The sequence below is a fragment of the Hydrogenophaga intermedia genome, from assembly GCF_000723405.1.
In the GTDB taxonomy this organism is placed as follows: Bacteria; Pseudomonadota; Gammaproteobacteria; order Burkholderiales; family Burkholderiaceae_C; genus Hydrogenophaga; species Hydrogenophaga intermedia.
Genome location: NZ_CCAE010000048.1, coordinates 22815 through 35091 on the forward strand (window position 1 = coordinate 22815; position 12277 = coordinate 35091).

The 12277-nt window shown below is 65.8% G+C and carries 14 protein-coding genes and 3 pseudogenes; 1 reads left to right on the forward strand and 16 read right to left on the reverse strand.

Annotated features, from left to right (window positions below; all coding sequences use genetic code 11):
- Window positions 1-79 precede the first annotated feature (79 nt).
- The 14 genes and pseudogenes from BN948_RS20275 to merT form a co-directional block, all read right to left on the reverse strand.
- Window positions 80-400: a hypothetical protein gene (locus BN948_RS20275; protein WP_023087313.1), complete on the reverse strand. Its 321-nt coding sequence runs from the start codon at window positions 398-400 to the stop codon at window positions 80-82.
- A 50-nt stretch (window positions 401-450) separates the two neighbouring features.
- Complete coding sequence (locus BN948_RS20280; RefSeq protein WP_254919932.1) at window positions 451-1584, reverse strand: DUF6094 domain-containing protein; 1134 nt, start codon at window positions 1582-1584, stop codon at window positions 451-453.
- A gap of 40 nt (window positions 1585-1624) precedes the next feature.
- Window positions 1625-2272 carry a hypothetical protein gene (locus BN948_RS20285; protein WP_003098901.1) on the reverse strand — a complete coding sequence of 216 codons (648 nt, stop codon included), beginning with the start codon at window positions 2270-2272 and terminating at the stop codon, window positions 1625-1627.
- A gap of 76 nt (window positions 2273-2348) precedes the next feature.
- Window positions 2349-2609 (reverse strand): hypothetical protein, encoded by a 261-nt coding sequence (locus BN948_RS20290; RefSeq protein WP_003090124.1) that lies wholly within the window; start codon window positions 2607-2609, stop codon window positions 2349-2351.
- Between the two features lie 142 nt (window positions 2610-2751).
- Window positions 2752-3045, reverse strand: a complete 294-nt coding sequence (locus BN948_RS27355; RefSeq protein WP_318653754.1) for a hypothetical protein — start codon at window positions 3043-3045, stop codon at window positions 2752-2754.
- 92 nt (window positions 3046-3137) lie between these two features.
- Window positions 3138-3827: a DUF3275 family protein gene (locus BN948_RS20305; protein WP_011804693.1), complete on the reverse strand. Its 690-nt coding sequence runs from the start codon at window positions 3825-3827 to the stop codon at window positions 3138-3140.
- A 56-nt stretch (window positions 3828-3883) separates the two neighbouring features.
- Complete coding sequence (locus tag BN948_RS20310; RefSeq protein WP_035623459.1) at window positions 3884-4813, reverse strand: DUF3577 domain-containing protein; 930 nt, start codon at window positions 4811-4813, stop codon at window positions 3884-3886.
- 310 nt (window positions 4814-5123) lie between these two features.
- A pseudogene (locus BN948_RS27360) lies at window positions 5124-5574 on the reverse strand (XF1762 family protein).
- A gap of 141 nt (window positions 5575-5715) precedes the next feature.
- Window positions 5716-6012, reverse strand: a pseudogene (locus tag BN948_RS20320) (DUF3085 domain-containing protein); the annotation flags it as partial.
- A gap of 33 nt (window positions 6013-6045) precedes the next feature.
- A pseudogene (locus BN948_RS27580) lies at window positions 6046-6564 on the reverse strand (Tn3 family transposase); the annotation flags it as partial.
- Window positions 6528-7043 carry a Tn3 family transposase gene (locus BN948_RS27585; protein ID WP_003098931.1) on the reverse strand — a complete coding sequence of 172 codons (516 nt, stop codon included), beginning with the start codon at window positions 7041-7043 and terminating at the stop codon, window positions 6528-6530. The gene BN948_RS27585 and the pseudogene BN948_RS27580, both read right to left, overlap by 37 nt.
- Window positions 7044-7061: 18 nt before the next feature.
- Window positions 7062-8750, reverse strand: a complete 1689-nt coding sequence (merA, locus tag BN948_RS20335; RefSeq protein ID WP_003098932.1) for a mercury(II) reductase — start codon at window positions 8748-8750, stop codon at window positions 7062-7064.
- Window positions 8751-8760: 10 nt separating this feature from the next.
- Window positions 8761-9048, reverse strand: a complete 288-nt coding sequence (merP, locus tag BN948_RS20340) for a mercury resistance system periplasmic binding protein MerP (protein ID WP_003116826.1) — start codon at window positions 9046-9048, stop codon at window positions 8761-8763.
- Between the two features lie 12 nt (window positions 9049-9060).
- Complete coding sequence (merT, locus tag BN948_RS20345) at window positions 9061-9411, reverse strand: mercuric ion transporter MerT (protein ID WP_011804695.1); 351 nt, start codon at window positions 9409-9411, stop codon at window positions 9061-9063.
- Window positions 9412-9482: 71 nt separating this feature from the next.
- Here merT and merR point away from each other — a divergent pair, with 71 nt between their 5' ends.
- The gene (gene merR, locus BN948_RS20350) at window positions 9483-9890 is read left to right on the forward strand and encodes an Hg(II)-responsive transcriptional regulator (protein ID WP_035623474.1); all 408 of its coding nucleotides are present in this window, start codon (window positions 9483-9485) and stop codon (window positions 9888-9890) included.
- 214 nt (window positions 9891-10104) lie between these two features.
- Here the strand turns inward: merR and BN948_RS20355 are convergent, their stop codons facing one another.
- On the reverse strand, window positions 10105-11064 hold the full coding sequence (locus tag BN948_RS20355; protein ID WP_035623477.1) for an IS5 family transposase: 960 nt from the start codon (window positions 11062-11064) through the stop codon (window positions 10105-10107).
- 253 nt (window positions 11065-11317) lie between these two features.
- Complete coding sequence (locus BN948_RS20360) at window positions 11318-12142, reverse strand: hypothetical protein (RefSeq protein WP_035623480.1); 825 nt, start codon at window positions 12140-12142, stop codon at window positions 11318-11320.
- Window positions 12143-12277 lie beyond the last annotated feature (135 nt).

Genomic DNA, 12277 nt, shown 5'->3' on the forward strand with positions numbered 1-12277 from the left:
TTGAAAGGCTATTGAGCCACGACACCCCTGGCGGAGTGAAGTGGCTCCGTCAAGTGGATGGGATGACGAGGCGGCGCCTTCAGATCAGGTCGCGCTCTTCGGGAAGCTGGACCACCGTGGTCTGGTGGTCCTCGCTGGTCTTGACGATCAGCGCCAGGTCCGGCGTGATCCTGAACTGCGAGATCATCAGGTTGTCCTGTTGGATTGCGACGTCGTTGGCTTGGCGGGTGGCCTCATCGATCTCGCCCCAGTCCCCGCGCACATGGCGCTGGACATAGGCTAAGGGGTCGATCAGGCCTCGCCGAGCCAGCCAATGCACCTTCTCGCTCAACTTCAACGTACTCGGTGCGAACAAGGGTTGCTTGCGCGGCGCAGGCCGCTTGAATGGATTGGGGAACATGGTGTTTCTCCTTCGAGGTGGTACAGCAGGACGGCAGCGCGTCCGGTGGATCAGCGGATGGTCAACACCTCGCCCCGTGTCGGGGAGCCAGGCGTCATGTCCCACGCGCGGATGACAGGCACGAACTTGTCGGTGAGGATGCGTGTCTCGGCGATGGAGCCGTCTTCGCGTTCGGTGAATTCCCGCTGGAGCGTCTTGTCCTTGTGGGTGTCACCTTTGACGACGAGCACGCGCCCCGTCTGGGAGCGCACGACGCCGGAGATCGCGCCCGCGGCCAGAGCCAGGGCGAGATGCCAGTGGGACAAGGCCCGCGCCGGTGGACGCAGCGACTGTTGCGCGGTCCCCAAGTGCGTGTCCAGCGACGGCCAAAGGCCTTGCAGCCGGCCAACCTCGTCGGCGAACTGTTCGGGCTCCATCGTCACGCGGAAGAAATGCTCCGGCTCGGCCGGACTGGCGGGGACGATGTACGGCAGGAACGGCCATTCGCTCGGCAGTTCCTCGGCTTCGACTTCGCCAAGCCCAACCTGCAGCAGCAGATTGCGCACGGCCTTGACGCCATCGGGTGCCAGCTCCCGCTGACGGACCCGGCGGCCGAAGATCACCACCTGCTTGAACTGCGTTTCCACCGCTCGGTAGATACGCAGATCGGTGTAGTGGCGCGTCAACCAGCCGACCAGCTCCGCGTCGAGCACGTAGCCGGGGACGATGAAGACCAGCACGCCGCCGTATTGCAACAGCGACAGCGAACGCTGATAGAACAGCTTTTCGAGGCGGGCACGGCCCTGGCCCTGATAGCCGATGTTGCCGTTGACGTCCTTGGACAGGTCGCCATACGGTGGATTCAGCCACAGTAGTCCGAAGGACTGCTTGGAGATCATCGTGTCCATCAGGTCCGCGTGCAGGCAGTGATCGACCAGGCCGCGGGCATGGCGCGCCCGCTCGGCGTCGAATTCGACGGCGAACGCCTTGGCCTGTTCGCGCCCGAGGGCATGAGAGGCTTCGGCGATTGCCACGCCTTCACCGGCGCAGGGATCGAGGATGCACATCGGCCCGTCGCTGGGCATCAGTGCGTTGAGGGCTCTTTCGAGCGTGGGTTCGTCGGTCGGGTAGTACCCATTTTTGGCGAAATTGCGGGCGAGCCGCGGGAACATGAGAGCCATGGAAGTCTCCTGGTTGGCGGGGATGAACGACGGAAGCACGCCAAGGCGTGCCTCCGAGGGTGAGTCAAGCCGCTACCGCTTCCGGCGTCCAAATCTTGGCCGGATAGGGATAGGCGGTGAGCGCGTCACTGCGGATCAGGGAGCCCAGCGCCAAGCTCAGCGCCGGCACGTCGATGGCGAGCCGATGGCCTTCCAGCGGCCCGAGGGCGAACGGAAGGCGGGCCAGCATCTCGCGGCTTTGCAGCAGTTCCAGCACGGTCTCGCGCCAGTGGTCGAGCAGCGGCAACGGGCAGGTGTCCCGCACCAGCATCCACAGGCGGTCAAGCCGGTGGGCGCTGTCACGTGGCAGCAGTGCCAATGCGCTGGCGTTGGCCTTGTCGGGCTTGACGCAGCGTCGGTCGAACAGCCACACGTTGGACAGCGAACCGAACAGCGTTCGCCGGTAGGCGCGCGTGATGCGCTTTTCCAGGCGATCGACGTTGCCGATGAATACCGGGACGCTGCCGCCCTGGTCGGTGATGACGTGGAACTGGTCCAGTCCCTGCTCGTCGCGCCCGAGGGTCAGGCGAGCGAGGAACTGCTGGACGGCGGTGTCCCGCGCCCAGATGGACAGGAAGATCAGGTTGCCCTGGTCATCGCCGACGCAGGCGTCGGCCATCACGTCCGGGCATTCGTCGATGCGGTACAGCGTGGAAGAAGTGTTTGCGGGCATGGTGGTGTCCTCGGATGAACGGGAACAGCACCGCCCGCTGGGGCAAGTACTGCCCCAGGGGGTGGAAGAAAACCGCTCAGTCCGGCTCGAACTGCCGGGTGTGCGGGTTGAAGTGAAGCGGCTCGTCCGCCGAAGTGATCGGCGTGAAGCCTTCCAGGTAGATGTTGTTGAGGTACTGGTCGCGGTAGGTCAGTGCCTGCCGTGCCTGGTCCTCGGTGAGGCCGTTGTCGATGAAGTACGCCAGCATTTCCTCGTCGGAGGACACTTCGTCGTTGGACAAACTCCCTTCAACGAGTGCCAGCAACGAGGGCGGAAGCGTTGCCAGGATCGGGTCCATGTCGGTTCCTCCTGGCTCAGGCCATCGACGCCGCGGCGGATGCCGCGGATGCCGTGGGTGTGCGCCGCCGGGCGTGGTAGGCGCGAACGCCTGCACGCCAGTCGGCGGACTGCTCCGGTGCGAGGTCCAGATAGGACAGCGGTCACGTGTAGTAGTACGGGTGCATGGACTCGTCCAAGGACTTGTAGCCCCACTGGCCGCCGCTTCGTTCAAGCAGATCGCAGCGGATGTAGCGCAGGGACTGGCCCGGTGCGAGATCACGATGCACGCCTTCGACCTTGGCCTGTGCGTCGATCGCCGAACTGAAGAGCGTCACGTAGTGGTCGTAGGACAAGCCGCAACCGCGCTGGGCGTGTGCGGCGGCCGCTTTGCAAAGGTCCCGCCACGCGGGTTCATCCAGCGTTGAACGCGGGGTATCGCAAGCGATGGTGGACATGATGGAGACCTCCAGAAAATGGCCAGGGCCTCCCCCGCATGGGGAAGGAACCCCGGCAGGTGGATGAAGAACACCGCGCATGCGGCGTCTGCTCACGCAGCTTGTGGTTCGGCCTGGCGGCTCCACTCCTGCGTCTTGAAGTCCAGCGCGTAGCCCAGCTCGCCCAGGCGGGCGATCTGCGCGCGCAGGGTGCGGCGGTCGATGGTCGAATCCAGTTTCACGGACTCGCCCAGCGGCCACAGCAGGCCGAACAGCGCGGCGTCACCGTCTTCGGTGCTGCCGGGGGCAGCGGCCGCAGCAGGCGGTGGCGCATCCACGCCGAAGGGCGTGGTATCGACCAGCGGGTCCGCGGACGCCTGCACGGGTGCGGGCTTGGCAGGCCTGGATGCCTTGGCGGGCTTGGCCGGCGTTGCCGCAGGCTGCGCCCCTTGCTCTTCATCGAGCGGATCGACGTCCTGGGTGGCGAAGCTGCGGGCTTCGTCGCGGCTCAGTTTGTCGATGCCATTGAGCGTCATCCCGTCGAGGCTGGCGCGGATCTCGAACCGCATGCCGCCCCCGACCGGGTAGGACTTCGGAAAGATGTAGCGGATCACAAATTCCCCGTCGTATTTCCCTTCGGGGTACTGCTCCAGTTCCGGGTCTTTGACCTCGAACGTACCGAGGTGCGTCGCGAGGCGGCCGACCGTGAACGGGCCGTTCTTGCCGCGAATGGTGCGCAGCGTGAGCTGGCCGGGGACGACGATGGGCGCGACCGATTTCTCGGGTGCCGGTGTGGCTGCCATGATGGTTCTCCTTGAAGAATAGGAAAAAGCAAGGCCCCGTGAGGGGCCATGCCGGATCAGAACGAAGCAGCCAATGCCGGCTCCTGCTCCTCGACTTGCGCCTCGGGCTCGCGCTCGGCGGGCTCGGCAGGCTGGTCTGCAGCGGGGTCGGCAGCAGTGTCGATGGCTTCGTCGGCTTCGGACGCGGATGCGTCTTCGGCCGGCGACGCCTCGGCTTGCGCCTGGCTCGTCGGATAGACCTGGGTACCGTCGATCTTGATGAGACCGATGTGGACCAGCGTCGATTCCAGGCTTGCGGCCGGTTCCCCGGCGTGCTCACCCTTGGTGCGGATGTACGGATCGATCTTCATGTCGTTCAGACGGAAGGCGATCAGCACCTTGCGGTCACCCTCGATGGCCTGAACGCACCGGCGAACCAGGTGCTCGGCTTCCGGGGTGGCGACGATGGTGTCGAAGTACCGATACTCCGGTTCATCGACAGGCCCGGCCAGTGCCGCGACGGTGCAAGAGAGGAACGAGTCGCCAGCTTTTGGGGTGACGTCCTTCACACGATTGAGATAGCCGATGCCGCGGGTGATCAGCTCGTGCTGCTCGATCGAAGCCAGTTCGGCCCGGTCGATCAGTTCGGCCTTGAGCAGTCGCGCCTTGAGGGACGCGGCGGCCTGACCCTTCTGCTCACCCTTGTCGCGGATGTACACATCGCCCCACAGGTCACCGAGGCGAAAGCGCACCAGCGGGCGCTGCTTGGGATCGTCAACGCCGATGTAGCGCTGAACGAGCTTCTTGGCCTCGGCACCCGAGACCTTGACGTCGAAGTAGCGGTAGCTGGGGTCCCGGGCGGGGCCGACCAGCGCGGCGATGGTGCATGCCAGGAAAGGCTGCGCACGGCGGCCGCCCCGGACGGGCACTTCACGGACACGCTGGATGTAGCCGATGCCCGAGGTGTGGAGGTCGAAATACGATTTCTCGTTGGACGTGGTGTTCATGGTGAATCTCCATTGGGATGAAGCGGAGACACACCGGCCCACGCATGCGGGGAAGGTGCGTGACCCCGCGGTGGGTTGATAAGGCGAAAGCATCCGCCACCAGAGGCTGGTGGCCGCTCGCGGAAGGATGCGGTGCGAGCTGGCTCGGTCACGCAGTGGGAACTGCGCCGCAACCTCGAAGACCGATGGTTGCCTGGCATGTCGCTGACGACGTCAGCAGGCATGGGGCCAGCATGGCGGGGCCTCGCGCGCGCGGCAGCAATCAATCGGCACCCGGGCGCTTCCCTTTGTCCGCGCCACCCGGCGCCTGTCACAGGCACTTGGCGCCGCGCAGGTGCTCGGGGGTATCGGCGCGCGGACGGCCGGGACGGCTCCAGGCGCCGCCACCGCGCGCGCCGACCAGCCGCCAGCCGGCGGCGCGCAGGCTGGCGCCACCTTCGTCGGGCATGGTGTAGGTGAGCAGGCGTATGTAGCCCAGCGCCCTTGCCGCCTGCCAGGCCGCGCCGTAGAGCTTGCTGCAGGCGCTGGGTGTGCCGTCGGTGCACAGCCGCGTGACTTCCAGCGTCCAGGTGCCGCGCGACCGGGCGGCCGACAATGGCCACGCCGTGGATCAGGTCGCTGTCGCTCAGCGTGACGGCCAGGGCGAACTTCGCGCCCTGGACCGGGCGGTGGTGGCGATGGTGCGACAGAACGAATGCATTGGCCGTGCGCAGCGACACCGGTAGGAGGTGCAGCCTCGGCGAGGTCGATGGCGTGTTCATGCGGTTGTCTCCGGTGGCATGCCGGCGTTGTGGCCGGCGGGGCGTGCCTCGGCGGCTGGAGACAAACGCGCACGCGCGGCGATGGCGGCGGTGCGAACAAAAGAAGGCCCCCGATGCGGGGGCTGCGAGGCGGTTGCCGCGTCAGGCGGGAGGCACCACTGCTAAGGACAGGTGCGTGGCGGTGGCGGAAAGCACGAGATCGTCCGCCGAGTGCTGGAGGCGCGTGAACAGGCCGTCCTTCGGGTCGAAATACTCCGCGAAGTCATCGCCGCCCAGCTCGCGGCCGGCGAGGTGCCACCAGTCATCGAACGGGTCGGTGTCCGGGTTGCATCCGACGGCGTAGGCGAGCAGTGCCTGGCGCCCATCCGGGCGACGCTCCCCACGCTCGGCGAGGAAGTACACGCCCTGATCCTTGACCAGGACAATGCGGCACTGATTGGGGACGTCTCAGAAAACGGAAAAAATCGTACGCTAAGCCGGTTGCAGCGGTCGTAGCGGCCTGAACTTGCCCGCGCCGATCTTGGCGCTGCTGCGCCAGAGGTAATCGCCGGTCAGGTTGATGTGCTCCCAGCCCAGCGGCGACAGGTACTGCAACAGGGCGTCATCGACAGTCTGGCCGTGACCGCGTAAGGCGTTTGAGGCCCGTTCCAGATAGACCGTGTTCCACAACACTATGGCCGCCGTCACCAGGTTGAGGCCGCTGGCCCGGTAGCGCTGCTGCTCGAAACTGCGGTCGCGGATTTCGCCCAGCCGGTTGAAGAACACGGCGCGGGCTAGCGCGTTGCGGGCTTCGCCCTTGTTCAGTCCGGCATGCACGCGGCGGCGCAGCTCGACGCTTTGCAGCCAGTCCAGGATGAACAGCGTTCGCTCGATGCGGCCCAGCTCGCGCAGCGCTACGGCCAGGCCGTTCTGGCGCGGGTAGCTGCCGAGTTTCCTGAGCATCAGCGAGGCCGTCACCGTGCCCTGCTTGATCGAGGTGGCCAGCCGCACCTTGGCGTTGATCGCCTTGCCGGACGCCTGGAACTGCTGCTGATGCTTGTGCTTGGCAGCGTTGAACAGCTTGCCCAGGATGCGGTCGTGCAGGTCGATGATTTCGTCGGTGACGGTGGCCATGCCCTCGATGGCGAGCGCACCAGGGTCGCGTAGCGGCGCTGTGCCTCGAACTTGGCCAGATCGGCGGGCGTCATCTGGCCGCCTTCGCGGGCGATCTTGAGCAGGCGGTTCTGGTGCACCGACCGCTCGATGCCGGAAGGCAGGTCGAGCGCCTGCCAGGCTTTGAGGCGCTCGATGTGTTCGAGTATGTGGCGCGAGTTCGGCTTGACGGGCGACTGGCGCAGCCAGGCCAGCCAGGTCGTCTTGCCGTTGTCGTGGCGCTTGAGCAGATCGTCGAGGCGGTGCCGGTGGGTGGCCGACAGGGGATCGGACAAGGCCGCGTAGATGCGGCGGTTGGCGCGGCTGTAGGCGTTCATCGAACACCTCCCTTTTCCTCATCCGGCGCAACAGGACAGTTGCTTCACGTCCTTGTTGAAGGTCTGCGCCGCGAGCTTCAGTCCCTCGACCATGGTCAGGTAGGGGAACAACTGGTCGGCCAGCTCCTGCACGGTCATCCGGTGGCGGATCGCCAGCGCGGCCGTCTGGATCAGTTCGCCCGCTTCCGGCGCGACCGCCTGTACGCCGATCAGCCGCCCTGAGCCAGCTTCCGCCACCAGCTTGATGAAGCCGCGCGTGTCGAAGTTGGCGAGCGCCCTCGGCACGTTGTCGAGCGTCAGCAGCCGGCTGTCGGTCTCGATGCCGTCGTGGTGCGCTTCCGCCTCGCTGTAGCCCACGGTCGCCACCTGCGGATCGGTGAACACCACCGCCGGCATCGCCGTCAGGTCCAGCGCCGCGTCGCCGCCGGTCATGTTGATCGCGGCGCGCGTGCCGGCCGCCGCCGCCACATAGACGAACTGCGGCTGGTCGGTGCAGTCGCCGGCAGCAAAGATGTGCGGTGCGCTCGTGCGCATGGCGCGGTCGATGACGATGGCTCCCTGCGCATTGACTTCGACGCCTGCCGCTTCAAGGTTCAGGCTGCGCGTGTTCGGCGCGCGACCGGTGGCGACCAGCAGCTTGTCGGCGCGCACTTCCCCCTGCCCGGTGGTGAGCACGAATTCCCCGCCCGCATAGGCAACGTGGCTCGCCTGGGTGTGGTCCAGCACCTCGATGCCCTCGGCGCGGAAGGCGTCTGTTACGGCTTCCCCGATGGCCGGGTCTTCTCGGAAGAACAGCGTGCTGCGCGCCAGGATCGTGACCTGGCTGCCCAGCCGGGCGAAGGCTTGCGCCAACTCGACCGCCACCACGGAGGAACCAATCACGGCCAGCCGCTCGGGGAGCGAGCTGCTTTCCAGCGCCTCGGTGGAGGTCCAGTGGGGTGTGTCCGCAAGGCCCGGGATTGGCGGAAGCGCCGGGCTCGCGCCGGTGGCAATCAGGCAGCGGTCGAAGTTCACCTCGTGCGTGCCGCCGTCAGCGGTCGCCACGGTCAGCGTGCGCGTGTCCCTGAACCGGGCCTCGCCGCGCAGCACGGTGATGGCCGGAGTGCTTGCCAGGATGCCTTCGTACTTGGCATGGCGCAGCTCCTCGACGCGGCCTTGTTGCTGGGCCAGCAGCCGCTCGCGCAGTACAGCGGGCGCTGCGGCCGGCAGGCCAGCATCGAACGGGCTTTCGCGGCGCAGGTGGACGATGTGCGCGGCGCGGATCATGATCTTGGACGGCACGCAGCCGACATTGACGCAGGTGCCGCCGATGGTGCCGCGCTCGATCAGCGTGACGCGGGCGCCTTGCTCCACGGCCTTCAAGGCAGCCGCCATCGCCGCGCCGCCGCTGCCTATCACAGCCACGTGCAGCGCTTGTTCACCGCCAACATGCTTCGTTTCGCCACCGAGCCAGCCCAGCGCCTTGTCTAGCAGGCCGGCAGGCTTGTTCGGCGTGTCGGTAAGCCGTGCGCGATAGCCGAGCGTGGCCACTGCGGCAACCAGCGGGGCCACGCTCACGCCTGCATCCGCCTCGATTTCGGCCTGCCGCTGCGGATAGGACACCGAGGCCGCGCGCACGCCGGGCACGTTCGTCAAAGCCTGCTGGACGTGCTCGGCGCACGACGTGCAGGTCATGCCTTCGATGTGGAGGGTGATCGCCTCGGCCATGATTACGCCCTCACTGCTTGACGCTGGACGGGTAACCCGCGTTTGCGGTGGCCTTGGTCAAGGCGTCGGCATTGGTCTTGGCCTCGTCGAAGGTGACGACGGCCTCCCGCTTCTCGAAGCTGACTTCGGCCTTCTCGACGCCGGCGACCTTGGACAGAGCCGTCTTGACCGTGATCGGGCACGCGGCGCAGGTCATGCCGGGCACCGACAGGGTGACGGTCTTGGTGGCAGCCCAGGCGGGCGCGCTTAGAGCGGCGGCCAGGGCGATGAGGGTGGTGAGGGTGGTGAGTTTCTTCATGGTGATCTCCTTTCAGTAGAACAGCGGCAGGACGTAGGGAAACGCGAGGGCAACCAGAACCAGGGCGGCCACGATCCAGAAGATCACCTTGTAGGCAGTCCGCACTTGGGGCACGGCGCAAACGTCGCCGGGCTTGCAGGCATGGGCTGGTCGGAAGATGCTGCGCCAGGCGAAGAACAGCGCGATGAGCGCTGCGCCGATGAAGATCGGCCGATACGGCTCCAGCACGGTCAGGTTGCCGATCCACGCGCCAGAGAAGCCGAGCGCGACCAGGACAAGGGGGCCGAGGCAGCAGGCCGAGGCGAGGACGGCCGCGACGCCGCCGGTCGCCAGTGCGCCGCGGCCGTTCTTGGGTTCCGACATAAGGTTCTCCTTCCGGGACTTCGCTTGATGCTGTAACGTTAGTTCCGTAGTCAACTACGGAGTCAAGCGCCATGGAGAACGTTCAAGAGAATCTGACCATCGGGGCCTTCGCCAAGGCAGCCCGGGTCAACGTGGAGACGATCCGCTTCTATCAGCTCAAGGGCTTGCTACCCCAGCCGGAGCGGCCCTACGGTCGCATCCGCCGCTACGGGCAGGCGGACGTGGCGCGGGTGAAGTTCGTGAAGTCAGCCCAGCGCCTGGGATTCAGCCTGGATGAAGTCGGCCAGCTCCTGAAACTGGAGGACGGCACCCATTGCAGCGAGGCGGCCGAACTGGCTGCTCACCGGCTGGCCGATGTGCGCGCACGCATGGCGGACCTCACGCGGATGGAAGAGGCCCTGTCGACGCTAGTGAGAGAGTGCAACGCGCACCATGGCAATGTTTCCTGCCCGTTGATCGCAGCTTTGCATTGCTGCTAAAGGGCCCACTTCGGCTCTTAGCGTACGATTTTTTTCCGTTTTCTGAGACGACCCCTGATTGGCGATGGCTTCGGTCAGGTAAGGTCTGCGCAATGCGCTTTGAGATGTGCTGATGCCGACAGGCCAAGCCAATTGGCGGTGTCAGCGGCGCCAAGGCTGTGCATTGGGCCGTTTTCGGCCCATTTGCCGGCCATTTGGCCGTCTGCAGACGCACTCATGCCTGCGCTCCCATCAAAGTTCGCCGCGCCATCCACAGGTTGGACAGCGCAAACAGCGTGTGCAGCTGCGCGGTGTTTTTGGCCAGCCCGCGGTAACGCACCTTGACGTGGCCGAACTGGCGCTTGATGACCCGAAAGGGGTGCTCCACCTTGGCCCGGATGCTGGCCTTCAGGCGTTCGAGCTGATCGGTCAGGTCGTCGACGAGTTTGGTCTTGTCCAACTCGCGTCGCTTGCCCGGGCGCATCGCGACGTTCCAGCGCACGCCGGCTTTGGCGTCGGGGCGCTTGTCGGCGCCCTGGTACCCGGCATCGCCCCAGGCTTCGCTCTCTTCACCATGCAGCAGCGTGTTGGCTTCCACCACGTCGTTGACGCTGCCGGCCGTGCCGCGCACGGTGTGCACCAGGCCCGAGTGGGCGTCCACCCCGATGTGGGCCTTCATGCCGAAATACCACTGGTTGCCCTTCTTGCTCTGCTTCATCTGCGGGTCGCGTTCGCCCGAGGCGTTCTTGGTCGAACTCGGCGCGGCGGTCAGCGTGGCATCGACCACCGTGCCGGCACGCAGCATCAAGCCCTTGGCGCCCAGCAGTTCGTTGACCAGCGCCAGGATCTGCGGGGCCAGCTTGTGTTCTTCCAGCAAGCGACGAAAGCGAAGGATGGTGGTTTCGTCTGGCACCGGCGTGTCCCAGTTCAAGCCTGCGAACTCGCGAAACAGCGGCACGTCGTGCAGCGACTCTTCCATGGCCGGATCGCTCAGCGTGAACCATTGCTGCATGAAATGGATGCGCAGCATCGTCTCCACCGCAAACGGCGGGCGACCGCGCCTGCCTTCAGGGGCATACGGCGCGACCAGCCCGACAAGTGCGGCCCATGGCACCACGCGCTCCATCTCCGCCAGGAACTCGCGCTTGCGCGTGCGTTTCGTTGTCAGGTTCAGGCCCAGGTCGGCTTGTTTCATGGCGTCGATTGTCCGTGCGCTCCCGCGTTCATCAGCACATCGGAAGCCGATTTGTGCAGACCTTCCTCAGCACGGGGCGCAGGTCAGCGCCTTTGAATCGCAGTGACATGGATGAAATCTCCTGTGTGGAAGAATGAGAAAGGCCTCCATCCGATGGGATGAAGGGCCTGTAGTGCACGCGGCCGGAACGGCTGGAACGCCGTGGCGGATGCCTCGGGTCAGCCGCAGGACCGCCCGGTTTCGCTGCGGGGCGTCATGCCGGGACGGCTTGGCGCTTACGGGCCGCCTTCGCGTCGAGGATGCTCACGTCGATCTGGCGCCAGCGCCCGTCGTCGATGAGCCGCTCCAGCACTTCGCCGAGCATGTCGAAATACACCTCGTCGTGCCGATCGACCAGTTCGACCGATTCACCGTTCTGACGGTGCAGTTCCACCACGTAGGTGTCTCCGCCGCGGTCGTAGAGGATCGTCACCCGGCCCTCGAACTTCGCGGTCGAGACCGTGAAGCTGATCGCCGGCGGGGTCTCGATGATCTTGGAGGGCGTGGGATCGACCCAGGTGAAGTCGCGGGCACCGGCATCCACCAGCATGTGGGTGATGCGCCGGAAGCGATCGGGGGCCGGCATCTCCTCCAACTGCTCGATGAGCTGGCCCAACTCCATGCACTGCGGCGTGGGAATGGGCAGCTTGGCCGGCGCCGAGCCGAGGATGTGCCTCGTGATGGTGTACGGCGTGCCGTCCGAAGTCTTCTCGGTGATGACCTCCGGCGTGTCCGCGCGCAGTCCGTCGAAGCGACGACGGGCATAGGGTTGGACATGCACCTTGGCGCCTTCGGCAGGAACCGTGGTCACCAGGCTGGGATCGAGCACCGCGAACTCGGAAGGCTTGAGCTTGACGACGATGGCTTCGTCGGTCGCGGCGACCACCTTGCCGTCGAAGGGTTGGGGGTCGATGGCAAAGCCCAGCGTTGAGGACAGCGGCTGATCATCGAACACGCGGTACTTGAACGATCGCACGTTGCGGGGCACATGGCCTGCGACCAGCGAAGGCATCATGGATTTGATGAGGGAACGGTCCATGGGGAAACTCCTTGAGGAAAAACAAGGGATTCCCCGCCCGCAAGGGAGAGGACCCTTGTGGGTTTTGTCGCGTTGACGGTCAAGCAACTTGCTCGTCTATGCTGAGCACTTTGACTGAAAAGGTTTGAACGAGAT